We start from the raw sequence: 24,112 nt of genomic DNA on the forward strand, positions 1-24,112 counted from the left end.
AATTCCGTCGTATCGTGAAACAGCGTAAGTTCAAGAAGAGCTGCTGAACATTGGCGGCGTCACAACCCCTTGGGAGGATTTGATGAAGCCCGAACGCATACTGGTCGCCCTGCAAGGCTCTGACAGTGATGTCTCGCCCCTCAAAGCGGCCTGCGCGCTGGCGCCGCTGTATGAGGCGGACGTGCGGGGGCTGTTCGTGGAACCCGACCCTGCAGCCTACATGCTGTGGACCGGCCCCGGGGCGGCAGGCGCATCCGTGGTCTCCTCGGCCATAGACACGGTCCGCGAAGAGGCCGCCAAGGCGTGCGAGGACGCCAAGAAGCGTTTCGACGCCACGATCGCCGAGCATGACCTGGGCGATGCCGCAAGCTTCAAGCGCGTCACAGACAGCCCGTCTGAAGCCGCCGAGCAGGCGCGACTGGTGCGCCTTCTTGTGACCTGTCCGCGCGCCGCGGCGGGGCGCGGGCCTCTGGCGGACTTCACCGCCGCCTGCATGGTCGAGGAGGGGTGTCCCATCTACGTGCCGCGCCAGGGCGCCATTCCGCCCAAATCCATTGCCGTGGCCTGGGACGGCTCCAAGGAAGCGTCCCGCGCCGCTTTCGCGGCTGCGCCCCTGTTCCGTCCGGGCGTCGAGGTGACGGTGCTGCACAGCTCGCGCAATCTTGACTATCACGACCGGGCGGCGTCTGCGCCGAACCGCCTGACGCACTGGCTTGCTGCGCGCGGCGTAAAGGCGAAGACGCAGGAAATCGACGGCAAGGGCGGCCTTGGAGACGCGCTTCTGGATGCGGCGGACACGGCCGATCTTCTGGTCGCCGGCGCCTATGGCCATTCGCGCATCGCCCAGTTCATGTTCGGCGGCGTGACGCGACAATTGCTGACCGCCGAGCATGGCCCGTCCCTGCTGATGGCGCATTGAACCCTTACAGAAAAGACGATTTGAGGAGGCTGGAATGGCTTTGACCCGTCTGACCCTGCGGCTGAGCCGCAACCCTGATGCAGGCTTTCCCGGCGGCGATGATTCGCGCGGCTATGTGATCACTGCGCCGCTGGACAAGGACGGCAAGCTCGACGCCGAACTGTGGCGCGCCCACAAGAAGGCCTGCACCGTGCTGCGCTTTTCTCCTGAAGAGGACGAGAAGGCGGACGGCTGGCTGACCCATCGCGGCGCCAACTGGTTCTTCCACTATGATGAGGCGCAGGAGGGCCCGGACGAGCCGGTTTACAAGCTCGGCGAGCACACCCTGCGTCATGGCGATTACGTCACCATCCATGAAGCCGATGGCGATGACCTCGTCTACAAGATCACCGAAGCGACCGAGGTTCACGGCTAGTCCCGTCCTCCACGGCTGAGATGACAAAACCCCGGCGCTGCAGACGCCGGGGTTTTCCTTGGGCGGGCAAGACTGCTCTGCTCGATAATAGTGCAACCACGCTCTAGTTTTTGGCGGCTGCAATCTGCTGCACCGCAAAATCGGTCTCAGACGCTGACATCCCCTTCCGCCAGAGCGCAGGTTTTGTCCGTGCAATCGGGCGAAGAGGAGCGCGAGGATGGATCAGGTTCAGTTTTCAGGCGGCGATGTGGCGTGGATTCTCACGGCCTGCGCGCTGGTCTTGATGATGACCCTGCCGGGGCTTGCGCTGTTCTATGGCGGCATGGTGCGCCGTCAGAACGTGCTGTCCACGCTGATGCAGTCTCTGGGCGCGGCCATGGTGGTGTCGCTGGTCTGGGTGATTGCCGGCTATTCCTTCGCCTTCTCCGGCGACGGCGCGCTGTTCGGAGGCTTTGGCAAGGTCTTCCTGAACGGGCTGTCTCTGGACAGTGAGGCGGCGGGCCTGCCCGAGGCGGTGTTCATTCTCTTCCAGATGACGTTCGCGATCATCACCGTGGCGATCATCGCAGGCGGCGCGGCGGAGCGTCTCAGCTTCAAGGCCTGGATGGTGTTCGCACCCATCTGGCTGCTGGTGGTCTATGCGCCCATCGCGCACTGGGTCTGGGGAGAGGGATTTCTATACGACGCAGGCGTTCTGGATTTCGCGGGAGGGGCCGTGGTCCATATCAACGCCGGTGTAGCGGGTCTGGTGCTGGCGCTTAAGCTGGCGGGGGGGGGGGGGGGGTGGCCCAAAAGGGGCCAGCCGCCCCACAATCTCGTGCTGACCGTGATCGGCGCAGGCCTTCTGTGGGTGGGCTGGTTCGGCTTCAATGGCGGCTCGGCGCTGGGCGCCAATGCGCTGGCGGCCCATGCAGCCCTGGTCACCCAGATCGCGGCGGCGGCCGCGGCCCTGACCTGGGCGGTCCTGGAATGGGTCATGCGCGGCAAGCCGTCCGTGCTGGGCGCGGCGTCCGGCGCCATTGCAGGCCTTGTGGGCATCACGCCCGCGGCCGGCTTTGTCGAGCCCTACGCCGCCTTCCTGATCGGTGTTCTGACGACGCTGGCCGCTTATTGGGGCGTCACGAGCCTGAAGAAGCTCGGCAAGTATGATGACAGCCTCGACGCCTTCGGTCTTCACGGCGTCGGCGGTCTGGCCGGCGCGATCCTGACGGGCGTCTTCGCCAGCTCCGCCATCGGGGGCACGCCCGGCGCCGTGGAAGGCAATGTCATGCTGGTCTTCACCCAGACCTGGGGCGCGCTGGCGGCTGCGGCCTGGTGCGGCATCGCCACCTTCGCCATCCTGTGGCTGATGGAACGCGTGATGAAGTTGCGGGTTGAAGAAGAGGACGAGGTCACCGGCCTTGATGTGGCGCTGCACGGGGAAAGCGCCTGACACAGAGTTTCGCCCGGCGGCGGCGCAAGGCGCGACCGGGCGACACATTTTCCTCCCTGACTGGTCCCGCTTCGGCTTTCGCCAAAGCGGGATCTTTTTTGTCAGATCGCCAGGAGGGTGCGGACAAAGGCGGTCAGCGCCTTCACCGAGGTCGTCTCTTCGTTGGAATGGTAGTTATAGGTCGGCAATTGCAGAGTGGCGCCGGCATACTGGCCCTGACTGTCTGCGGTAATGCGGCCCAGCTCGGTCAGGCCCATGGATTTGAGTGGCAGTTCGCGGCGCGCCCGGGCGTCGTTTTCACGCGCGATGAAGCTGTCCTTGAAGATCATCGGTGCGCCGGCCCGGCTGGCGGCGGTTTCAAGCCGGTTCACCATGGCGTCATGAAAGCTCGACGTGGCGTCGCGGCGTCGCAGGATGACCGCGCCCGCCATGCAGGCGGCGGCGTCATCAAAGGGCGAGGTGTCGCAGACCACGAGCTCATTGGTGGGCTTGAGGCCGCCCGCCTGCGCCCAGCTCAGGAAATGGCCCGCAGAACGGCCGATCTCTTCCTCGGCGGTGACGATGATCGTGCCCTTGAGACCGAACTCCGCGGCGATGCGCAAGGCGGCGAGGGAGACCGGGTTGTCGAGCTGGCCGGAGACATGGCCGGACTTGTTGCGCGTCACATCCCGCGCAAAGGCGACCGGCGTCCCGCCCGGAAGCGGCGGCAGGTCCTCGATCTCGACCACGAGACGGTTCTGATCATCAATCCGCGCGCTAGTGATGTTGCCATAGGCCAGACGGCCGCCCGTCTTGCGGTCATAGGCGAAGACATCCTCGCCTTCATAGCGCTTGGAGACGGTGGCGGCGAAAGCCTCGGTATGGGTCGCGCCATCAGCATACTTGGTGTTCTTGACCGCCTGGGCGGCGTAGACCGCAGCGCCATCCTCGGCGATCACCGCGCCGTGACGGTCGGCGTGCGCGAGATAGACCGGCCCCGGTTCGCTCAGGCGGATGACGCAGAGATTCTGCGGACGCTCGACGCTGCAGCCCAGCGCCGTGAAATCACGTGCGAGATGATCGAGAAACGGGGTCTCGTGCCCGACCACTGAAGGGAAGTCGAGATACTCGTTGGTCTTCGCCAACACGCGGGCGAAAAGCGTGCTATCGGCGGGCTGGTTCACCTCACAGACGCTCCACAAACACGGTGCCGGCGGAATACCCGGCGCCGAACGAACAGATCACGCCTTTCTGGCCCGCGGTGAAATCATCGGAATGCTTGTGGAAGGCGATGATCGAGCCCGCCGAAGAGGTGTTGGCGTATTCATCCAGAATGGTCGGCGCGTCCTCGCCGCCGGCTTCGCGGCCGAACACCTTCTTGGCGATCATCAGGTTCATGTTGATATTCGCCTGGTGCAGCCAGACGCGACGCATGTCGTCGGCCTCGAGGCCCAGCTCGCCCATATGGGTGCGGATCATGTCCGACACCATCGGCACGACTTCCTTGAACACCTTGCGGCCTTCCTGGACGAAGAGCTTGTCATCCTTGGGCGCCAGCAGGTTTTCCTGTCCGGCCTCGCCTGTCGGGCGCTCGGTGCGGTTCAGGAAGCCGAAATTGTTGCGGATATTGTTGGAGAACTTGGTCTTGAGCTTGGTGCCGATGATGCGCCAGCCGCCTTCTCCGAGATCTTCGCGCTCCAGCAGGATCGCCGTGGCCACATCGCCGAAGATGAAATGGCTGTCGCGGTCGCACCAGTTCAGGTGCGCCGAGCAGATTTCCGGGTTCACCACCAGAATGGCGCGGGCATGGCCGGCGGCGATCTGGTCGGCGGCGGTCTGAATTCCAAAGGTGGCGGACGAACAGGCGACATTCATGTCAAAGCCGAACCCGTCCTCGATGCCGAGCGCGTCCTGGATCTCGACCGCGACCGCCGGATAGCCGCGCTGCAGGTTGGAGGCGGCGACGATCACCCCGTCCACATCGGCTGCGGTCTTGCCGGCGCGTTCCAGCGCGTTGTGACAGGCTTTCACGCCGATTTCGGCGAGGATGGAGATGTCGGTATTGTCTCGCGCCGGGATGAAGGGCTTCATGCGCTTGGTGTCGAGCACGCCTTCCTTGTCGATGACAAAGCGCGACTTGATGCCGGAGGCCTTCTCGACGAATTCGGCCGAGGACGGAGACAGAGGGGCAAGCTCGCCCGCCTCGATGGCGGCCGCATGCTCCTGATTGTACTGGGCGACGTAGGCGTTGAAACTTTCCACCAGCTCTTCATTGGAAATGGAGTTGGCTGGCGTCCACAAGCCAGTGGAACGAATAACGGCCGCGGTCATGAAAGGCTCCGACGCAAGATTCTAGCATTTGAAGGAGCGCAACTTAGCCGCACCTGCGCCGCAGCGCCAACCGCTTCCACGCAGCGAAAGGCTATTTTGTAACCTCGGTGTGACGATGACAGCCGACAAGATGGTCATTCACCATGCCCACCGCCTGCATGAAGGCGTAGACAATAACCGGTCCGCAAAACTTAAAGCCCCGTTTCTTAAGGTCTTTGGCGATCTTTTGGCTGAGCTCGGTCTGGGCGGGCACATCGGACATGGCGACAAACCGGTTCACCCTCGGCGCGCCGTCCATATAGCCCCATAGATAGTCCGAGAAGTCCTCGCCCCGCTCGGCCATGTCCAGATAGACCTGCGCATTGCCGATGGCGGCGCTGATCTTGGACCGCGACCGGATAATGCCGGGATTGGCCAGCAGACGCTCCATGTCCGCTTCGTCATAGCGGGCGATGCGTTCCGGATCGAAGCCATGGAAGGCCTCACGCAGCGTATCGCGCTTGCGCAATATGGTGATCCAGGCGAGCCCGGCCTGGAAGCCGTCAAGGATCAGCTTTTCCCACAGAGCCCGGGAGTCCCATTCGGGCACGCCCCATTCGGTGTCGTGATAGGCGACATAGAGCGGGTCATCCCCGCACCAGGGGCAGCGCTCGGTCATGTCGGTCTCCTTTTGTTCCGGTTCTAGCCGCGTGCGGCCCGGACTGGCAAGATCAAAAGGCGAGGGGGTCAAAGCCGGTCGAGATCGTCAAGCAGCGTGACCGGGGCGCCGTTCACTTTCAGGGTGTCGCCGGCCTGCAGCCCGTCCTTCAAACGATCGATCCGCAAGCGGGCGAGGGCATGGTCGCCCGAAACGCTGCTGACGGGGCCAAGCACAGTCTCGCCGACCTTCACTTCATCCTGCGTCTTCAGTCCATCACCCTGAAGCCGCACACTGCGCTTGCGGACCCCGCCCTTGCGATGCATGCGGCTCGCGACTTCCTGGCCGACAAAGCAGCCCTTCTTGTAGTTGATGCCTGACAGAAGGTCGTGGTTCACATCAGTCGAGAAAACCTCTGCAGGACCATAATCGCTGCCCAATTCCGGCGCGCCGGCCTGAATGCGGGCGCGCTCATACAAGTCGCGATCACTGTCGGGACCGCCGGCGGGCGCGACGCCGCGCCAGCCAATCGCGGCGTTGCGCGGATCGGGCGCCGCGCTCAGCGCCACCATGCGCAATTCCTCCGCCGGTTCACCCGCCGCCGCGATCACGCTGAGATCCTCGCGCCGCTCGATCGTCGCGTCCGCGCGCATCCGATAGAGGGTGAAGCGCTTGAGCAGGGCGTCCGCCTCGCTGGCGGGAACGTCAAACAGCAGCCCGCCCTCGCCATCATCAAGGATGAAGAGATCGGCCAGCACCTTGCCCTGCGGCGTCAGCAGCGCGGAGAACATCGCCGCGCCCGGTTTGACGCCTTCAGGTCCCTGGGTCAGGACGCGCTGGAGGAAGCCGCGCGCTTCGGCGCCGGTTATGGCGATGACGGCGCGGTCGGGCAGGGTGGTGAGATAGGGTTCGGTCATGTCCGCTAGATGGGGGTGAAGCGGTCCGGCGATCAAGAGGGCGCGCTTCAGACTGGCGCCCGGCCTCATGTCAGGCTAAGTGCGTCCCCCCATGACATGCATCCTCTTCATCACCGCCACCCGCATCGGCGACGCCATCATGAATATGGGCGTGCTCGATCATCTGATCACCGCCCATCCCGATGCGCGCATCACGGTGGGCTGCGGCCCGCTGGCGGCGCCGCTCTTTCGCGCCATTCCCGAGGTGGAGCGGGTGATCGTGATGAAGAAGCAGAAGGGCGGCGGACACTGGCTCAAGCTCTGGCGTGAAAGCGTGGGTCATCGCTGGGACATGGTCGTGGACCTGCGCGGCTCGCTGACAAGCTGGTTTCTCTGGGCGGGGCAGCGCTTCGTCAAGCGCCCCAATCCCAGGGCCGGCGTCCGCCATCGGGTCGAGGAAGCGGCTGAAGTCTTGCGACTGGGCGCAGCGCCCGGCACGCGATTGTGGATCGATGCCGCTGGCGAAGCCCGCGCCGATGCCGAATTGCCCCAAGGCCAGACTGTGCTCGCCCTGTCGCCCGCCGCCTCCGCCGTCTTCAAGGAATGGGCGCCGGAGCGCTTTTCCGAACTGGCCTTGCGCCTGACCGCCGAGGACGGGCTGCTGCCCGGCGCCGCCATCGCGATCTTCGGCGGTCCCGGCGATGAAGCGCGGGCGCAGGCCGTAAAGGCCGGGCTGGAAGCGCGCACCGTGATCGACCTCACTGGCCAGCTTGATCTGGTCGAGGCGGCCGCCTGTCTCAAACGTGCGGCGCTGTTTGTCGGCAATGACAGCGGCTTGATGCATATGGCGGCGGCGGCCGGAACGCCGACGCTGGGGCTCTTCGGCCCGACCGATGAGCGGCTTTATGCGCCTTGGGGGGAGAAGGCCCGCATCGTGCGCGCGGGCGACAGGTTTGACGAGCGCGAGCGCCGCGCCCTGGCCGACACCTCGCGCGAATCCCTAATGGGCGCCTTGCAGGTGGATGCGGTGGAGCGCGCCGCCGCCGAACTCATGGCGGAGAGCGCGAAGGCCTGACCTTATTGCAGATACGTCCGGCGCAGCTGTTCGCTCAGCGCTTCGCCTTCGATGGCGAGGGTCTGGCGCACCATCTCCTCTTCGGCGCCGCAGCGCGGGGAGCGGCGCTCCTGGATCCGGAAACCTTCATTGAAGCGGTCCACGAGACGCTGGCGATATCCGCCGCGGGTCGGGGCTTCGTGATCGAGCAGTTCAACCATCGCGTCGCGCCAGGCCTGGGACTGCCGACCCTTGCAGGCGAAATCGAGATAATGCATCTCGCCCATGACCCGGGCGAGGGATTCCACCGGGTAGGGGTCTTGATACTCAGGCGGACGAACAAGCTTTTGCGCTTCGCCGAGCGGGGCGAAGGCGAGCATCAGCCCGAAGGCCAGGATCAGGGGTCTCATACGCATGCCCTGTTCCTGTACGTCGAACAGGGCGAATTCAAGGCTTTTGACCTTTAGGCCGCCCTGACGGTGCTCAGGAAGCGTTCGACCTCCAGCCGGAGGTTCTCGGAATTGGACTTCAGCACGCCGGCCGCCGTGTTCACTTCGTCCGATACCGTCGAGGTGGTCTGGACCGACCCCTGAATGCCGGTGATGTCGCTGGTCACCGATCGCGCGCCTTCCGCCGCTTGCTGGGCGTTGGCCGAGATCTCGCCGGTCGCGGCGCTTTGCTCCTCGACAGCCGAGGCCAGGGCCTGGGTCGTGCGGTCGATTTCCTGGACCTGGCCAATGATGTCACGCGTGGCCGAGATGGCGTCATTGGAGGTTGAGCCGATCTCGCTGAGGCGCTCAGCGATCTGTTCGGTCAGTTTCTGGGTCTGTGTGGCGAGCTGCTTGACCTCGCTGGCCACGACCGCAAAGCCCTTGCCGGCCTCGCCGGCGCGCGCGGCCTCGATGGTGGCGTTCAGCGCCAGAAGATTGGTCTGGTCGGCCACCGCATTGATCGCCTGCACGATCTCGTCCACGCCGGCGACCGCGGTGTTAAGCCGGTCGAGTTGCTGGCTGCTGATCTCGGCGCGGGCGTTGGAGGCCTGAACCGCGCTGGCGGAGGTGGCGACCTGGCCTGCAATCTCCCGGATCGAGGCGGTCAGCTCCTCTGCTGCGGATGCGACGGCCTCCACATTCCCCGAAGCCTGTTCGGCGGCGGCGGCCACGGACGCCGCGCGCGCATTGGTGCTGTCCACATTGGTGTTCAGGGTGTGCGAGCGGGACTGCATTTCACTCGCCGCATCAGAGAGGGCGCGGATGACGGATCCGACCTGGGTTTCGAACTGGTCCGCAAGCTCCATCATGGCGGCCTTGCGTTCCTTGGCCGCGCGGGCTTCGGCCTGCGCCTGTTCGGCCTGCAATCGATCAACCTCCAGCGCCTGGTCGCGGAACACCACCAGCGCACGCGCCATGTCGCCGATCTCGTCGCGTCGGTCTGCGCCTGCGACGTCGACGGACTTGTCGCCCCCTGCCAGATCGGTCATCGCCTGGGTGATCTTGCGGATCATGCCGGAAAGGTTGCCGGAGACGAACAGACCCATGGCGATGGATAGCACCAGGATGAGACCGGATGCGATCAGCACCATCATCTCCGTCTGACGGACTTCAGAGGCTGCACGCGGGCCCAGCTCGTTCTGGTGATTGACGCTCTCAAGGCGCGCCTCTTCGGCGACCTCTTCCATGACGGGGCCGATCCGGTCGAGTTCTGAGAGGGAAGCGTTGCGGGCGAAAATGGCGTCAGCAGCAGCGCCAAACGCCGTTTCGAACGCAGTCAGGTCCTCAAGGATGGAGGCGGTCTGCTCCCGGCGGTCCGGGGATTCCAGTTGCTGGAACAGGCCATCCAGTTCGGATCGGGCGATCTCGAACTCGGACACGGCCCGGTCAGAGTCGCTGGCGGCGTTGGTGCGCAGGAAGCGCTCGGCATAATATCGACCCAGCATCAGATGCTCCTGGGCGACGCCGGCCCGGTAGGCCGCTTCCACATCACCCTCCTGATAGGCCGAACGCATGACCTGGCTGAGTTGCATGCGGATCTGGGGGCCTAGCGCCGTCTGGATGGCGTAATGCCCGTCCCGGACCTGTTGATGTCCGAAAGCCTCCTGGAAAGACGCGCGATACGCGTCTGCATATTCGTGCTCTTCCGCCATGCCCTGCAGATCGGCGTCGTGAATGAAAATCTCGATCTGCTCGTCAAAGCGCCGGGCATGCTCGGGGCTCTGGGTGGTGCGCCAGATGAAGGCGGAGCGCCGGGCGGCCTCCAGGCGGAGTTTCATGTCATTGTAGATCAGACTCGCCTGGGCGGTCTGTCGGTAGTCGGTGAAAATCTGACCCAGGGTGCGGGCCCCAAGGGAGCCGAAGGCGCCTACGACAAGAACCAGCACCGCGACGCCAGCAAAGGCCGCCAGCAATTTGTGCTTCAAAGTCAGTTTCATGATCGCCCTCACGGCTCGCGCAGGTATAGGAATATACGCGATACTCGGGGCGTGCGGCTTAACAGACCGTCAAACACCATCGCATTGGATTGTGCCTAAGACCTTTATCCTATGCGTGTTTGAGCGCTTTGTCGGAGCGCGGTCCGGGTGTCGTCCCAGGCGACCAGTCTCAGGGCGTCCTCAAGCGAGAAGAAGGCGGCTTCCAGCGCGTCATCACCGGCTTCCGGCTCGCCGCCGAGCCAGTGCGCCGAGAAATCCGCCATCACGTAATGGCCATGCTCGGTAATGGATTCGAACACATCGATCAGGGTGTCGACCTGTGCGCGGATTCCGGTCTCCTCAAGGACTTCCCGCAGCCCGGCCTGATGCAGGGTTTCACCGAACTCCACCTTGCCGCCGGGAATGGACCAGCAGCCCTGGAAGGGCGGGTTGGCGCGGCGGATCAGGAGAACCTCGTCCTCACGCCAGACGACAAGGCCGACGCTGATGCGGGGCAGATCCTTCATGCTTGACCTCTCACGGTTCCGGGGTGAGGAAACGGGGATGTGCGGTCGTTATGTCATGAGTTTGAGCCTCGTCCAGCTCGAAGCCCTGTTCGGCAAGCTGGATCGTTTGAATTTTCCACCCAGCTGGAACGCTGCGCCCACGCAGGCCCTGCCGATCATCCGTCTGGGACGGCAGCAGGACTTCCGCCTCACCCAGGTGCGCTGGGGGCTCGTGCCGCACTGGTCGAAAACCGGCCCGGACGGCGCCAAACCTCTGATCAACGCCCGGTCGGAAACCGCCGCCGACAAGCCCAGCTTCCGGCAGGCGCTCGAGCGGCGCCGCGCGCTGATCCCGGCGGACGGGTTCTATGAATGGTCCAGGGACGAGTCCGGCGCCAAGCAGCCCTGGTACATCACTCGCACGGACGGACAGCCCATGGTCATGGCCGGGATCTGGGAGCGCTGGGGCGAGGGCGCGGACCGCATCGACAGCTTCGCCATTCTGACGACCGCGGCGAGCAATGACATCGCTCATATCCATCACCGCTGCCCGGTATTCATCCCCGAAGGCCGGTTTGCGGACTGGCTGAACCCCGAAACGGATCCGCGGCCCTTCCTGACGGCGCCGCCGGACGGATCGCTTGGCCTGCGCAAGGCGTCAAGGCGCGTGAATGGCGTGCGTGAGGACGATCCGGGGCTGATCGAGGGGGAAGCGTAGACGTTTCCGGGCGCCGGTCGGAGCCGCGAAACCGGTCTGCAGGATTGCCCGACAGGTTCTAGCGGCGCTGGCTGAGGAACTCGGCGTGCAGATCCACACTCGATTCCTTGCCGACCTTCTCTGAACAGCTGTTCAGCCAGGCCCTGGCGGTCTCTCGTCCCCGATCACGCAGCTCGGTCAGGAAACTCCAGCTCGTCTCATACTTGCTGGAGGCGGGGTATTGCGAGATCGCGTCATCAGCCCGGATCGAGTGCACGCGCATATTGCGCAGCTGGGCCTTGCGCGGATCCTTCAGAAGGTCATCGCGGATCAGGCGCTGGACGAAGGCGACAGCGCGCAATTCGGCCAGCAGGCTGGCGTTGAAGGTGATCTCGTTGACCCGGTTGAGGATGTCCTCAGCGGATTTGGGCGTGCCCGGGCGCTCCATCGGATTGATGTGCACGATCAGAAGGTCGTGCGGCGCATCCGCATAGAAGAGTGGCCAGAGCGCCGGATTGCCGGTGAAGCCGCCATCCCAGAACGGCGAGCCGTCGATCTCCACAGCCTGATGGATGAAGGGCAGGGTGGCCGACGCGCGCACGGCGTCGCGCGTGACCTCGTCGCCGGAGAACACCTTGCTGCGCCCGGTGGTCACGCAGGTGGCGGCGATGAAGAGCTGGATTTCCGCGCAGTCATGGATCGCGTCGAAATCGATCTGCTTGTCGAGGATGTCGAGCAGGGGATCATAGCCGAACGGATTGGTGTCATAGGGGCTGGTCAGCCGGGTCAGGGCGTCAAACCAGGGCGCGAGGCGCGACCATCCCGGCGCGCGCAGGAACCCTCCGCCTGCGCGGGAGACGGCGCGCCAGAACTCATCGAGCGCTTGCCGCGCCCCTTCATCGCCGCCGCGCACGCGCCCCATGACGAGGGCGCAGGCATTCATGGCGCCGGCGCTGGTGGCGCTGATGGCCTTGGGCGCGATGCGACCGTCTTCGAGAAGGGCGTCCAGAACGCCCCAGGTGAAGGCGCCATGGGCGCCGCCGCCCTGAAGGGCGAGAGAGACCGGGCGGGGCGCGTTCGACCGTTTGCGGGTCGACGAGGAGGAAGCCGACCCGGTCATCGCTATTTCGCGGTCCAGCCGCCATCAATGGTGATGGCGTTGCCGTTCACATTCGCGCCGTCATCACTGACGAGATAGAGAAGGGCCCCGGTCAGTTCGTCATAGGTGACGAACTTCTTGGTGGGCTGGGCGGATAGCATCACGTCGCGCACCACCTCTTCCTCGGAAATGCCGCGCGCCTTCGCGGTGTCGGCGATCTGGTTCTCCACGAGCGGCGTCTTCACATAGCCCGGATTGATGCAGTTCACCGTGATGCCGTCTTCGGCGGTTTCCAGCGCGACGGTCTTGGTCAGCCCCATCAGCCCGTGCTTGGCCGAGACATAGGCCGCCTTGAACGGGCTGGCGCGCAGGGCGTGCGCGGAAGCGATGTTGACGATGCGGCCCCGGCCCTGTTTGCGCATGATCGGCACGGCGTGCTTGGTGGTGTGGAAAGCGCTGGTCAAGTTGATGCCGATGATGGCGTCCCATTTCTCGGTCGGGAATTCATCCACGGGCGCCACATGCTGGATGCCGGCGCAATTGACCAGAATGTCGAGACGCCCCAGCTCCTTCGCCGTGAAGGCGATCAGATCCTCGATCTCATCCGGCTTGAGCATGTTGGCGCCGTGATACAGCACCTTCACGCCATAGGAGTCGGCGAGACGCTGGCGCTCTGTCTCGATCGCATCCGCATCGCCCAGACCATTCAGAACGATGTCAGCGCCGTTCGCGGCCAGACCCTCGGCCATATGCAGGCCGATGCCGGATGAAGAGCCGGTAATGACGGCGGCATGGCCGGACAGGTCCACACGGATCGAGCTCATGAACAGGTCTCCAGACAAGGGGATTGCAGAGCTTCAACAGGTGATGAATTTCGCAGCCGCGTCAAGTCCGGAACGCGCCTGACATGCGCTTTGGCAGGGGCTCGGGCTAGCTTTTCTTCGGCGGCTGGGGCCGGGTGAAGAGCAGGGTGTCCGCCGTCGACCCCTCAGGGTCGAAGCGATACCCCTCTTCATTGAACTCCGACAGGCGCTCGGGGTCCTCGATGCGATTCTCGATGATCCAGCGCGCCATCATGCCGCGGGCCTTCTTGGCGAACACCATCAGGGCGCGCAGCTGGCCGTCCTTCTCTTCCTTGAAGTCGACGCTGATCACGGGAACGCCCAGCGATTTGAGCTTCGCCGCCTTGGCATACTCGTTGGACGCCAGATTGACGACGGCCTTGGACGGATGACCTTGGAGATCGGCTTCAAGCTGGCTGGCGATATCCGCGCCCCAGAAATCATAGAGATTGCCGCCCTTGGGCGTTTTCAGCTTCGTGCCCATCTCCAGCCGGTAGGGCTGGATCGTATCGAGCGGCCGCAGCACGCCATAAAGCCCCGACAGGATGCGCAGGCGCTGTTGCGCCCATTGCAGGTCTTCAGAGCTGAGGGTCGGCGCATCGAGGCCGGAATAGACCTCGCCATTGAACGCCATCGCCGCCGGGCGGCCCTCGGTGCTGTCCGGATCAAACGCCTTGAAGCGTTCACGGTTGAGCTCGGCCAGATCATCGCTGAGATGCATCAGGGACTTGATCTTGGAGGCTGAGAGTTTCGCCGTGGTCTTTGACAGCTCCTTGGTCCGCTCGATCAGGGCCGGACGGGTCGCGGTCGGGGCGTGACCGCGTTCTGAAAAGTCGAGCTTCTTGGCGGGCGAAAGCAGAATCAGCATGGGCGTCTCCGTCATCAATGAGGCAGAGATAGGGGCGAGCCCCCTGCGGCGCCAATGAATTTAACCGGTCAGACTCATAGGCTCAGTCTATACCCAGCATCACCCGGGGATTCATGATGGCGTTGGGGTCAAGGGTTTGTTTGATGGCGCGCATGACGGCCACCTCGACGGGCTTGCGCAGGGCCAGCTCTTCACGCTTGAGGACGCCCACGCCGTGTTCGGCGCTGATCGAGCCGCCATGCTTGTCCACAAGGTCATAAATCGCTTCTGTGACCGGGGCGCAGGCGGCGACGAAGTCATCGCCTGATCCGGGCGTCTTGCGCGCGACGTTGAAGTGCACATTGCCGTCGCCCACATGGCCGAAGGCTATGATAAGGGCTTCGGGCATCATGGCTTCGGCCTTGGCGGCGGCTTCCTCCATGAAGGCGGGCATGCGCGAGACCGGAACGGAGACATCGTGCTTGGCGGCCTTGCCATGGGCCTTTTCCGCTTCGGGAATGCCCTCGCGCAGCGCCCAGAATTCCGCCATCTGCGCTTCGGTCTGCGCCAGCGCCGCGTCCGAGACGAGGCCCTTTTCGAACGCGGTTTCGAGCGCGCTTTCCATCAGCGACTGGGCGCGATCGGTTTCCGGGCTCACAAGCTCGATCAGCACGGTCCAAGCGGGGTCCGAGTCCAAAGGATGGCGCGCGCCGGGCAGGTGATGCACGGCGAGATCAAGCCCGATCTTCGGCATCAGCTCGAAGGCCGCGACCGAGCCTGTGGCGTCCTTCATATGCCCTAAAAGCTCCACCGCCTGAGCCGGGCTCTCAACCGCCGCGATGGCGACCGCGGTCGAGGCGGGACGGGCGAAGAGTTTCAGCGTGGCGGCGGTGACCACGCCCAGCGTGCCTTCCGCCCCGATGAAGAGCTGTTTGAGGTCGTAGCCCGTATTGTCCTTGCGCAGCCCCGACAGGTCCGACAGGACGCGGCCATCGGGCAGGACGGCTTCGAGGCCCAGTACGAGCTCGCGCATCATGCCGTAGCGCAGCACATGCACGCCGCCGGCGTTCGTGGAGATCAATCCGCCGATCATCGCGGAGCCCTGGGCGCCCAGCGACAGGGGAAAGAGCTTGCCGCGGGCCTTCGCGGCCTCCTGCACGCTTTCCAGAATGGCGCCCGCCTCGCAGGTAAGGGAGTCATTGGCCGCATCGATGGTGCGGATCTGGTTCATGCGCTTGAGCGACAGCACCACCTCGCCCTGCGGGGTCGATCCGCCCACAAGTCCCGTATTGCCGCTTTGCGGGATCACCTTCACGCCGCCTGCATTGCAGAGCGACAGGATGCGGCTCACTTCCTCGGTGGTCGAGGGTTTGAGAAGGAGCGGCGAGGCGCCCTGATAGCGTCCGCGCCAGTCGCGCGCATGCGGGGCGAGCTCGTCAGGGTCCTCGCTCCACGCTTTGGGATCGAGGACGGACTTGAGGCGGGTGAGGGTGTTCGTGCTCATGGCGGCAGTGTGCAACCGCCGCATCGGGGAGAACAAGACCCGATCCGCGCTGTTTGAGACTAATCCGCGGCTTTTTCCAGCACCGCTTCAAAGCGCATGGACGGCGCGGCGTCGGCGCGGCCCTGGAAGACGTAGGAATCGCCTTCGCGTTTGCCGGTCAGGGTAAGGGCGAACTTGTCGAATTCGCCGAAGACCGACAGTCGGGACGGGTCATGATTGGTCACGACCATCTTCACCTGAAGATCATTATCCGGACCGGACACGGAGCCGACATAGTACATGCCGGAATCTCCACCCATGACCTTCTGGTCCTGGATCATGATCACGCCCTTGGCGTCATCCAGCGGGGTGCGGAAGGAGGCGATGTAGAGACCGTTGTTCATGGCGAGCGTTCTATCATCCAGAATCTGAATGCAACCTTGAGCAGTTGTTCTAACGCTCTGCAGCCGCACGTCTGAGGCGGTCGTTTATCGCTTCGCCCAGTCCGGTTTCCGGAATGGGGGCGACAGCGATGCGGTCACTGGCTGAATCCAGCCAACGTAGAGCAGTAAACAGATTCGTGGCGGCCTCGACTAGGTCACCCTTCGGGGAAAGATTAAAAAATACAATATCGTCGCTTTCAGGTTGCGCGCCAAACCCCAAATAGGACTCGCCCGCTAGCGGGGCGGTTGCGTTCAGGCGCACACTCGCGTTGGGCGCGTAGTGGCTGGTCAGCTGTCCCGGTGCGGTCGGAGCAGCCTGATTCGCCGCTCCGGCCCGGCCCAGTGCGCCACACACCGTTTCGAGCTGTTCACGCGCCACGCCGCCCGGGCGCAGGAGGGTGGGGCGTCCGGGCTCCAGGAGCGAGACGATGGTGCTCTCCACACCGACCGGGCAGGCGCCGCCATCCAGGATCAGATGGATGCGCCCGTTCAGGCTGTCTTTGACATGCTGCGCCGTGGTGGGGCTGATCGTGCCGGATGCATTGGCGCTGGGCGCCGCCAGCGGCGCATCAAGGCGGCTAACCAGCGCGCGCAGCGCCTCTGACCGGGGCAATCGCACCGCCAGGCTGTCGAGGCCCGCCGCCGCCAGATCGCTGACCGGAGAGGGCGCGCGTTTGGAAGCGACAAGCGTCAGCGGACCGGGCCAGAAGGCGTCAGCCAGCTGCTCGCCCGTCTCATCGAGATCTATCAGCGCCCGGGCGCGCTCGACAGTGTCCACATGACAGATCAGCGGATTGAAGCTGGGGCGGCCCTTGGCCTCATACACGCCCGCCACCGCGTCAGCGTTTGTCGCATCACAGGCCAGGCCATAGACCGTCTCGGTGGGAAGCGCGACGCACCCGCCCGCTTTGAGAAGACGCGCGGCCTCCTCAAGCGCGGCGGGATCGGTCGCACTGAGGATCGGCGTATCGGAAGGCGGGATCGGGCGGTTCATCCTGGTTAGGTAGCTGCGGCCCGTCCGGGGCGCAATCTTACTCCTGTGCCGCGTCCGCCTCGATATGAAGTTGCAAGGTCACTTCCTCCCCGGCGCCGTCCCAGTCATTGGCGCCCACGCCGAAGCTGCGACTCATCACGGTCATCTCGCCGTTCGCCACCGCCCGGTCGCCCGTGATCTCGAGGGTGAAGGTGAGAACCGCGGGGTTTTCCTCCCCCTTGATCGTCAGGGCGCCGTCCGCGCGGTAGGTCTCGCCCTCCCGGGTGATGGAAGAGGAGTCAAACACCGCTTCGGGAAAACCCGACACATTCAGGCCCGCTCGGCCGCGCAGGGTCTCGCGGTAATCTGAATTGCCGATGATGGCGGAGCCGGTCTGGACGACGGCGTGGATCCGGGCGGCGTCAAGATTGTCCGGATTCAGGGTGATCTCGGCGCTAAAATCCTCGAACCCGCCCTCAACCGTGCTGCCGAACGCCTGAGTTTCAAAGCGGATCTGGCTGGCGTCCTCATCCAGCACCCAGTCCTGTGCGAGGGCCGGGGCGCCAAGCGCCAGAGCGGCCGCGAGCGGGGCGATCAGGGAAAATCTGCGCATGGGGACCTCCTTTGCGAAGCGGGCTGGATCGCCGCGTTGTCCGCCAGAGAGATACGATGGCGGTGCGGGCAAACAAGCCGCGCTTCGTGAAAGGGGGTGCTTCCGGATCGGAAAGGATCAGTCCGTCGTGTTCTGGGGCGGCACGTTCAGGCCCGGAACCATCCGGTTCAGAACGCCGTCCCGATCCAGGAAATGGTGCTTGAGCGCCGCGCCTGCATGCAGGACCAGCAGGACGATGATCACCCAGGCGCCCGCGCTGTGCGCGCTTTCAAGCGCCTCGTGCAGGAATTCGCTCTCCGGCACCGGCAGGCCCGGCAGGTTGAAACCCTCCACATTGAACAGGCGCGTGGGCAGGGAGCTGTGGGACACCATGGCCCAGCCGATCAGCGGCATGCCGATCATCACGACATAGAAGCCGATATGCGCCGCGCGCGCGCCGAGCGCCTCCCAGGATTTCATGGTCGAGGGCAGGGCCGGTACCGGATGGGTGAAACGCCAGCCCAAGCGCGCCAGCGACAACAGCAGGACCAGAATGCCGATCGTCTTGTGCCAGTTGTAGACGGCGCGAGTGAAATCAAAACTGATCTCGCCGGCGCGGGCGGCCTCGCCCAGATCCTCCATCCACCAGCCCACAGCGATCAGGCTCACCAGAAGGATGGCGATCAGCCAGTGCAGGATGATGGCGACCGTGGTGTAACGTGAGGACTCAGGGGCGGCAGTCATGACTTACTCCTGTCGGGCGCGGAGGAATTCCGCCTCGATGTGTATGCGTACTGTATCGCCTATCAGATTTCCGGGAAGACGTCCGACGCCGAATTGGGTGCGGTCAATTGTCGTCTCCGCGTGAAATCCCAGGGCCTGCCGGCCTTCGAGGGGGTTGAACACGCCGCCATAGAACCGGGTTTCCAGAATGACCGGAGCCGTGACGCCCTTGAGCTGAAGCTGGCCGTGCACCCGGCCGGTGTCCTCGCCGGTCACCTCGATCCGGTCGGAGGTGAAGACGATCTCGGGGTGGGCGTCACAGTCAAACCAGCCGCCGCCGCACAGGGTCTGATCAAAGTCCGGATCGCCCGTGGAAACGGAATCGGCCTGGATGATTGCGGTCAGCTGCGCTGCTTCGGGGTTTGACGGGTCAAAGTCGAGACGAGCGTCAATCTCCTCGAACCGTCCCGTATACCAGGACAGCCCCATATGCCGGACCTGCCAATGCGTGCTGGCATGCGCCGGGTCGAGCGCCCACTGGCCGGAAGGCAGGCGGGCGGGGTCGCGCGTGGGAGCGGAGACGCAGGCGGCGAGACTGAGAGTGATGAGAACGGATGGAAGCAATCGCAGCATCATAGAACGACTCTTTCGGCTTCAGCTTTCACATGGTGTACGTCGCCATGCGACATGCGGTCCTGTCCAAAAGCCTGAAGTCCGACTCCCGCTTTGCAGCAAACGCGCTATGTTCGGACCAAATGTAACGCTGGAAGGGAAACCTCACCATGAGCTACCGCGCCCCGGTTCGCGATATCCGTTTCGCCCTGGAAGAAGTTGCCGCGCTCGACAGCGTCAACGCCACAGGCGCCTTTCCGGAATTCTCCTCGGACCTGACGCCCGCCATTCTGGATGAGGCCGCCAAGCTCGCCAATGACGTTCTGGCCCCGATCAACCGCACCGGCGACCAGCAGGGCTGCACGCTCAAGGACGGTGTCGTGACCACGCCGGACGGCTTCAAGGAAGCCTACGCCCAGTTCGTTGAAGGCGGCTGGCAGGGTCTGCAATTCCCCACCGATATGGGCGGGATGGGCCTGCCCAAGGCGCTGGGCTGCGCGCTGATGGAGATGCTGCAATCGTCCAACATGGCGTTCGGCCTGGGCCCGATGCTGTCCTTTGGCGCGATTGAATCCCTCATCGCCGTCGGCTCTGAGGAACAGCGCGCGCTCTATCTGGGCAAGATCCTCTCGGGCGAATGGTCGGCGACCATGAACCTGACCGAGCCGGGCGCCGGGTCGGATGTGGGTGCGCTGCGCACAAAGGCGGAACCCAATGGCGACGGTTCCTGGGCGATTTCGGGTCAGAAGATCTACATCACCTGGGGCGAGCATGACTGCGCCGAGAACATCATCCATCTGGTGTTGGCGCGCACGCCGGACGGGGCTGCGGGCACCAAGGGCATTTCGCTGTTCATCGTGCCGAAATTCATCCCCGACGCGGACGGAAATCCGGGCGAGCGCAATGCGCTGCAGGCCATCGGGCTGGAACACAAGATGGGCATTCACGGCTCGCCCACCTGCACGATGGAATATGACGGCGCCAAGGGCTGGCTTCTGGGCGACGAGTTCAAGGGCATGGCCGCCATGTTCATCATGATGAACTCCGCGCGCCTGAATGTGGGCGTGCAGGGGGTCGGCATCGCCGAGCGCGCCTATCAGCAGGCGCTGGCCTATGCCAAGGACCGCAAGCAGGGCCGCGCCATCAACATGGACGATCACGGCCCGCACGCCATCATCCACCACCCCGATGTGCGTCGCACCCTGGCGGTGATGAAGGCGAAGATCGAGGCCGGTCGCGCCATCTGCTATCACGCCGCCGTCGAAGCCGATCTGGGTGAGCACCATGACGACGCCGACGAGAAGGCCTGGTCCAAGCGCCGTGAGGATCTGATGATCCCGATCGCCAAGGCCTGGTGCACCGATATGGGCGTGGACGTGGCCTCCATGGGCGTTCAGGTGCATGGCGGCATGGGCTTCATCGAGGAGACCGGCGCCGCCCAGCATCTGCGCGATGCCCGGATCGCTCCGATCTATGAAGGCACCAACGGCATTCAGGCCATCGACCTTGTGGGCCGCAAACTGGCGCGCGATGCCGGGACGGCCGTGGGCGAGCTGATCGAGGATGTGCGTCAGACCATCGAGGACTGCATCACCAGCTCGAACCCCGAGCTTCCGGTGCTGGCCGAGGCGCTGAAACCCGCCTGCGATGCGCTGGAAGAAGCGACGGCCTTCATGCTCAAGGCGTCTGACGCGGACCGGCTTGCCGGCGCCACGGCCTATCTCAAGCTTGCGGGCGATGTGACGGGCGGCTGGCTGCTGTGCGTGGGCGCCGTGGCGGCCCAGCGCAAGATCAAGGAAGCCGATGGCGATGAAAGCTACGCGCAGGCGCGCATCTCCATCGCCAACATCTTCGCCCAGAGCGTGCTCACCGGGGCCCAGGGCCTGCTGGGTGAGATCCAGATCGGTTACGACCCGATCTTCGCGCCGGGCGAAACGGTCTTGGAAAGCGCCTGATCCTGAACTTAGGGGGCGTTGCCGGTCGTCAGCTTGAGGCCGACAATGCCCGTCAGGATCAGCACGACGCTGAGCACGCGCCCGAGCGTCAGGGCGTCGCCAAAGGCGATGACCCCGACAATGAACGCGCCCATGGCTCCGATACCGGTCCAGATGGCGTAGCCCGTGCCCAGCGGAAGGCTGCGCAGGGCCAGGGTCAGAAGCGCAAAACTCGCCAACATGCTCACCAGCATGATCAGGGTCGGAACTGGGCGGCTTAATCCGTCGGACTGCTTCATCATGCTCGCCCAGAGCACTTCAAGTAGTCCGGCTCCCAGTAAATAAATCCAGGCCATGGTCGAAACCTTTCAGGTTTCGGGCCGTCCCGAATGCTGATCCCGAGTGCGGGGAGGTCGTCCTCTCAGGCGGAGATGGCGCTTGATGCGTCCTGCGTCAAGCCGGTCCGGCTAGATCCAGAACCCGGTCGGGTCAGGGTGCGGGCGGCCGTCCACAAGACGGATCAGCCCCACCGCTGACCGGATGGCGAGCCAGATGGTCGCCAGCAGCAGGATCAGCCCGCCGATCAGGAAGATCCAGGTCAGCGCGCCGACCACCACCATCGCCAGCCAGTACCAGAAGGTGCGTATCTGGAACTGAAAATGGTTCTTCACCAGCGGATCGGCGTTGTCCTTGCGCACATAGGCGAGGATGGCCGCAATCAGAACGGTGACGCCATTGCTGATGCCAACCAGCAGCAAGGCATAGTTGATGACGGCCAGGACGCGGTCGCTATTCTGGTCGCGCGCGCTGTCGGGTGCGTCATCGGGGTTCGGGGGAGAGGTGTCTGTAGGGGCCATGCCGGATCTCCGCAATTTGCCGCTGCGCCTTCTGTGACCTTTATAACTCAGCCGTCACGGCTTGGTTGCGTCAAGTGAAGACCCTGTCAGCTGTCATCTTGTCAGGCGCCAATAAGCATTGTGAACTGGGGCTTGCGAGTTAATCTTTAACTTTCTCCGTGTGATTGTGGCGCGATCAATGTGCTGGGTTAACAGGTTTGTTTAAAAGGGCTTTCCATGAGCAACACCCCTGAACATCCCGCGACGCGCGCCCCTGTTCTCGTCACCATGGCCGATGATATTCCCGGTCGTGAGGTCGAGGCTGTCATCGGCATTGCGCGCGGCAGCGTGGTTCGCGCGCGTTTTTTTGGACGTGATTTTGTGGCTGGATTGCGCAATCTGGTCGGGGGCGAAGTCAGCGAGTACACCAAGCTGATGGCCGAGGCGCGGGAACAGGCGCTGGGCCGTCTTGTCAGTCATGCAGAAGCCATGGGCGCAGACGCGGTGGTCACCTTCCGCTTCTCCACCGCGGCGGTCATGGAAGGCACGGCTGAAGTGCTCGCCTATGGAACGGCGGTAAAACTGAAATGAATGAGCAAGTACGCCGTTTCGGCGGCAAGGCGATGTCGGAAGTGGGGGAAACGATCCGCTTCCTGGCCGGGGTGGTGGCGGTCTGGTTCGTGCTGGTCACGTTCGTGTTCGCCGCCTTCCACATCCCTTCAGAAAGCATGCAGCCCGCCATCCAGGTGGGTGATCGCGTTCTGGTGTCGAAATTTGCGTACGGCTATTCACGGCATTCCCTGCCGCTTGGGCTCGGCTACCGCTTGCCTGACAGCTGGTCGGGGCGGCTGTTCGGCTCCACGCCCAAGCGCGGCGATGTGGTCGTGGTGCGTGATCCCGCCCAGGGCATCAACCTGATCAAGCGCGTCATCGGCCTGCCCGGCGACCGCATCGAGATGCGCGAGGGACGGCTCTACATCAATGACGAGCTGGTGCCGCGCGATCCTGAAGGCGTGGTGCGCTATCGCGACCGTGAGGGCGCCCAGGTCGAGGCCGCCGTCTATCTCGAGACCCTGCCGGGCGGGAATGTGCACGAGATCTATGAGCGGTCCGACAATGCGCTTCTGGACAATGTGGGGCCGTTCAACGTGCCCGAGAACCATCTCTTCCTGATGGGCGATAATCGCGACGCCTCGCTCGACAGCCGCGCCTCGCGCGGGATCGGCTATGTCCATCGCGATCTGGTGGTCGGCAAGGCCTGGACCGTCCTGTTCACCTTCGCCTCCTGTCGCCGTGAGGAAGGCATGACCTGTCCGGGCTGGCGCGTCTGGCGGCCGATCTAGTCCTTCAGCCTCGGGGCTGTATTTCCGGATATAACAGTGTTATCCTCTCGCTTCATTCAGGAGCGGGAGGAAAGCATGTCCTTGAAGGGAAAGACTCTTTTCATTACGGGCGCAAGCCGCGGCATTGGTCTGGCCATTGCCGAGCGCTGTGCGCAGGATGGCGCGAATATCGTCATCGCGGCGAAGACCGATCAACCGCACCCCAAGCTCGAAGGCACGATTCATACCGCCGCTGAAGCCATTGAAAAGGCGGGCGGTAAGGCCTTGCCGCTGGTGTGCGACATTCGCGACGAAGCCAGTGTGGACGCCGCCATCGCCAAGACGGTGGAGACCTTTGGCGGAATCGATATCGTCGTGAACAATGCATCGGCGATCTTCCCGATGCCCACCAAGGACACGCCGATCAAGCGCTGGGACCTGATGCATCAGGTGAATGCGCGCGGCACCTTCCTCGTCACCCAGAAAGCGCTGCCCTATCTCGAGAAAGCCGAGAACCCGCACATTCTGGCGCTGTCCCCGCCGCTCGACATGCGCGAGAAATGGTTCGCGCCGCACGTGGCCTACACCTCGGCCAAATACGGCATGAGCCTGTGCATTCTGGGCTGGGCGGGCGAGTTCAAGGGCAAGATCGCCGCGAACGCCATCTGGCCGCGCACCGCCGTCGCCACCGCCGCCATCGCCAATGTGCTGGCGGGTGAGGATGCGTTCAAAAACTGCCGCAAGCCCGACATCCTGGCCGAGACCGCCTATCGCGTGCTCACCAAGCCGGCGGCGGAGTTCACCGGCAATTTCCTGATTGATGACAGCTTCCTGGTGAGCGAGGGCGTCACCGATCTCGATCAGTTCAGCGTCACCCCGGGTGAAGAGCTTCTGCCGGACTTCTTCGTGCCTGAAGAACCGGCGGCGCCCGAGGGCGTCAAGATCATGGATGTTCAGCTGGGCCATTAGATCAAGGATTTGGCCGCGCGTCTCAGGGGCGCGGCCAACAATCCGCTTGCATTTTTCCCCAATGGAGCATCATAGGCGCTGGAGCGTCGCACTCTGCGTCGGTCCTGCCTGTCAGGCCGCGCTGTATCCTTGATCCGCGTCGACGCGCGGAGCCCAGGGCGTTC

Annotated in this window: 27 protein-coding genes; 9 read left to right on the forward strand and 18 right to left on the reverse strand. The window is 64.1% G+C overall.

All coding sequences use genetic code 11. The features are described from left to right. Positions 1–82: 82 nt before the first annotated feature. The 3 genes from OA2633_RS14105 to OA2633_RS14115 all read left to right on the forward strand — a co-directional run bounded on the left by OA2633_RS14105 (position 83) and on the right by OA2633_RS14115 (position 2,766). Positions 83–919: a universal stress protein gene (locus OA2633_RS14105; protein WP_009803255.1), complete on the forward strand. Its 837-nt coding sequence runs from the start codon at positions 83–85 to the stop codon at positions 917–919. A 34-nt stretch (positions 920–953) separates the two neighbouring features. Then, positions 954–1,334 (forward strand): hypothetical protein, encoded by a 381-nt coding sequence (locus tag OA2633_RS14110; RefSeq protein ID WP_009803256.1) that lies wholly within the window; start codon positions 954–956, stop codon positions 1,332–1,334. 217 nt (positions 1,335–1,551) lie between these two features. Then, entirely contained in the window at positions 1,552–2,766 is a 1,215-nt protein-coding gene (locus OA2633_RS14115) for an ammonium transporter (RefSeq protein ID WP_009803257.1), read from the forward strand. A gap of 101 nt (positions 2,767–2,867) precedes the next feature. Here the strand turns inward: OA2633_RS14115 and OA2633_RS14120 are convergent, their stop codons facing one another. The 4 genes from OA2633_RS14120 to OA2633_RS14135 all read right to left on the reverse strand — a co-directional run bounded on the left by OA2633_RS14120 (position 2,868) and on the right by OA2633_RS14135 (position 6,630). Continuing rightward, complete coding sequence (locus tag OA2633_RS14120) at positions 2,868–3,929, reverse strand: hypothetical protein (RefSeq protein WP_009803258.1); 1,062 nt, start codon at positions 3,927–3,929, stop codon at positions 2,868–2,870. A 1-nt stretch (position 3,930) separates the two neighbouring features. Continuing rightward, complete coding sequence (locus OA2633_RS14125; RefSeq protein ID WP_009803259.1) at positions 3,931–5,076, reverse strand: beta-ketoacyl-ACP synthase III; 1,146 nt, start codon at positions 5,074–5,076, stop codon at positions 3,931–3,933. A gap of 91 nt (positions 5,077–5,167) precedes the next feature. Next, positions 5,168–5,734 carry a DNA-3-methyladenine glycosylase I gene (locus OA2633_RS14130; RefSeq protein WP_009803260.1) on the reverse strand — a complete coding sequence of 189 codons (567 nt, stop codon included), beginning with the start codon at positions 5,732–5,734 and terminating at the stop codon, positions 5,168–5,170. Between the two features lie 68 nt (positions 5,735–5,802). Further along, a complete protein-coding gene (locus OA2633_RS14135) occupies positions 5,803–6,630 on the reverse strand; it encodes a folate-binding protein YgfZ (protein ID WP_040613747.1) in 828 nt (275 codons plus the stop codon). Between the two features lie 91 nt (positions 6,631–6,721). Between OA2633_RS14135 and OA2633_RS14140 the strand changes: the two genes are divergently transcribed. Then, positions 6,722–7,684 carry a glycosyltransferase family 9 protein gene (locus OA2633_RS14140; RefSeq protein ID WP_009803262.1) on the forward strand — a complete coding sequence of 321 codons (963 nt, stop codon included), beginning with the start codon at positions 6,722–6,724 and terminating at the stop codon, positions 7,682–7,684. A 2-nt stretch (positions 7,685–7,686) separates the two neighbouring features. Here the strand turns inward: OA2633_RS14140 and OA2633_RS14145 are convergent, their stop codons facing one another. The 3 genes from OA2633_RS14145 to OA2633_RS14155 all read right to left on the reverse strand — a co-directional run bounded on the left by OA2633_RS14145 (position 7,687) and on the right by OA2633_RS14155 (position 10,597). Beyond that, the gene (locus tag OA2633_RS14145; RefSeq protein ID WP_156776279.1) at positions 7,687–8,079 is read right to left on the reverse strand and encodes a TIGR02301 family protein; all 393 of its coding nucleotides are present in this window, start codon (positions 8,077–8,079) and stop codon (positions 7,687–7,689) included. A gap of 47 nt (positions 8,080–8,126) precedes the next feature. After that, positions 8,127–10,091 (reverse strand): methyl-accepting chemotaxis protein, encoded by a 1,965-nt coding sequence (locus OA2633_RS15615; RefSeq protein WP_009803264.1) that lies wholly within the window; start codon positions 10,089–10,091, stop codon positions 8,127–8,129. A gap of 104 nt (positions 10,092–10,195) precedes the next feature. Beyond that, complete coding sequence (locus OA2633_RS14155; RefSeq protein ID WP_009803265.1) at positions 10,196–10,597, reverse strand: NUDIX hydrolase; 402 nt, start codon at positions 10,595–10,597, stop codon at positions 10,196–10,198. Between OA2633_RS14155 and OA2633_RS14160 the strand changes: the two genes are divergently transcribed. Further along, positions 10,596–11,294, forward strand: a complete 699-nt coding sequence (locus OA2633_RS14160) for an SOS response-associated peptidase (protein ID WP_162011002.1) — start codon at positions 10,596–10,598, stop codon at positions 11,292–11,294. The two genes, OA2633_RS14155 and OA2633_RS14160, sit on opposite strands and share 2 nt — an antisense overlap. Before the next feature lie 58 nt (positions 11,295–11,352). Here OA2633_RS14160 and OA2633_RS14165 read toward each other — a convergent pair whose 3' ends face one another. From OA2633_RS14165 to OA2633_RS14205, 9 genes are all read right to left on the reverse strand, one after another. Then, positions 11,353–12,393, reverse strand: a complete 1,041-nt coding sequence (locus OA2633_RS14165; RefSeq protein ID WP_009803267.1) for a patatin-like phospholipase family protein — start codon at positions 12,391–12,393, stop codon at positions 11,353–11,355. 2 nt (positions 12,394–12,395) lie between these two features. Next, positions 12,396–13,196, reverse strand: a complete 801-nt coding sequence (locus OA2633_RS14170) for a 3-hydroxybutyrate dehydrogenase (RefSeq protein WP_009803268.1) — start codon at positions 13,194–13,196, stop codon at positions 12,396–12,398. 106 nt (positions 13,197–13,302) lie between these two features. Then, a complete protein-coding gene (yaaA, locus tag OA2633_RS14175) occupies positions 13,303–14,082 on the reverse strand; it encodes a peroxide stress protein YaaA (protein WP_009803269.1) in 780 nt (259 codons plus the stop codon). A gap of 82 nt (positions 14,083–14,164) precedes the next feature. After that, positions 14,165–15,565 carry an FAD-binding oxidoreductase gene (locus tag OA2633_RS14180; protein WP_009803270.1) on the reverse strand — a complete coding sequence of 467 codons (1,401 nt, stop codon included), beginning with the start codon at positions 15,563–15,565 and terminating at the stop codon, positions 14,165–14,167. A 59-nt stretch (positions 15,566–15,624) separates the two neighbouring features. Then, on the reverse strand, positions 15,625–15,948 hold the full coding sequence (locus OA2633_RS14185) for a GrlR family regulatory protein (protein WP_009803271.1): 324 nt from the start codon (positions 15,946–15,948) through the stop codon (positions 15,625–15,627). 49 nt (positions 15,949–15,997) lie between these two features. Continuing rightward, on the reverse strand, positions 15,998–16,981 hold the full coding sequence (locus OA2633_RS14190) for an L-threonylcarbamoyladenylate synthase (RefSeq protein WP_009803272.1): 984 nt from the start codon (positions 16,979–16,981) through the stop codon (positions 15,998–16,000). A 37-nt stretch (positions 16,982–17,018) separates the two neighbouring features. Beyond that, positions 17,019–17,573, reverse strand: a complete 555-nt coding sequence (locus tag OA2633_RS14195) for a YceI family protein (RefSeq protein WP_009803273.1) — start codon at positions 17,571–17,573, stop codon at positions 17,019–17,021. Between the two features lie 117 nt (positions 17,574–17,690). Next, the gene (locus OA2633_RS14200) at positions 17,691–18,296 is read right to left on the reverse strand and encodes a cytochrome b (RefSeq protein WP_009803274.1); all 606 of its coding nucleotides are present in this window, start codon (positions 18,294–18,296) and stop codon (positions 17,691–17,693) included. 3 nt (positions 18,297–18,299) lie between these two features. Continuing rightward, positions 18,300–18,911 (reverse strand): YceI family protein, encoded by a 612-nt coding sequence (locus tag OA2633_RS14205; protein ID WP_009803275.1) that lies wholly within the window; start codon positions 18,909–18,911, stop codon positions 18,300–18,302. A 146-nt stretch (positions 18,912–19,057) separates the two neighbouring features. Here OA2633_RS14205 and OA2633_RS14210 point away from each other — a divergent pair, with 146 nt between their 5' ends. After that, the gene (locus OA2633_RS14210) at positions 19,058–20,842 is read left to right on the forward strand and encodes an acyl-CoA dehydrogenase (protein WP_009803277.1); all 1,785 of its coding nucleotides are present in this window, start codon (positions 19,058–19,060) and stop codon (positions 20,840–20,842) included. A gap of 8 nt (positions 20,843–20,850) precedes the next feature. Here the strand turns inward: OA2633_RS14210 and OA2633_RS14215 are convergent, their stop codons facing one another. Together OA2633_RS14215 and OA2633_RS14220 are read right to left on the reverse strand one after the other, a co-directional pair. After that, a complete protein-coding gene (locus OA2633_RS14215; RefSeq protein ID WP_009803278.1) occupies positions 20,851–21,177 on the reverse strand; it encodes a multidrug efflux SMR transporter in 327 nt (108 codons plus the stop codon). Positions 21,178–21,288: 111 nt separating this feature from the next. Beyond that, entirely contained in the window at positions 21,289–21,678 is a 390-nt protein-coding gene (locus tag OA2633_RS14220; RefSeq protein WP_009803279.1) for a DUF4870 domain-containing protein, read from the reverse strand. Between the two features lie 216 nt (positions 21,679–21,894). Between OA2633_RS14220 and OA2633_RS14225 the strand changes: the two genes are divergently transcribed. From OA2633_RS14225 to OA2633_RS14235, 3 genes are all read left to right on the forward strand, one after another. Further along, positions 21,895–22,248 (forward strand): YbjQ family protein, encoded by a 354-nt coding sequence (locus OA2633_RS14225; protein WP_009803280.1) that lies wholly within the window; start codon positions 21,895–21,897, stop codon positions 22,246–22,248. Continuing rightward, positions 22,245–23,000 (forward strand): signal peptidase I, encoded by a 756-nt coding sequence (gene lepB, locus OA2633_RS14230; RefSeq protein ID WP_009803281.1) that lies wholly within the window; start codon positions 22,245–22,247, stop codon positions 22,998–23,000. The genes OA2633_RS14225 and lepB overlap by 4 nt, the downstream gene beginning before the upstream one ends. A 75-nt stretch (positions 23,001–23,075) precedes the next feature. Beyond that, a complete protein-coding gene (locus OA2633_RS14235) occupies positions 23,076–23,948 on the forward strand; it encodes an NAD(P)-dependent oxidoreductase (protein WP_009803282.1) in 873 nt (290 codons plus the stop codon). The last annotated feature ends 164 nt before the right edge of the window (positions 23,949–24,112 follow it).

It is taken from the genome of Oceanicaulis sp. HTCC2633 (assembly GCF_000152745.1).
In the GTDB taxonomy this organism is placed as follows: Bacteria; Pseudomonadota; Alphaproteobacteria; order Caulobacterales; family Maricaulaceae; genus Oceanicaulis.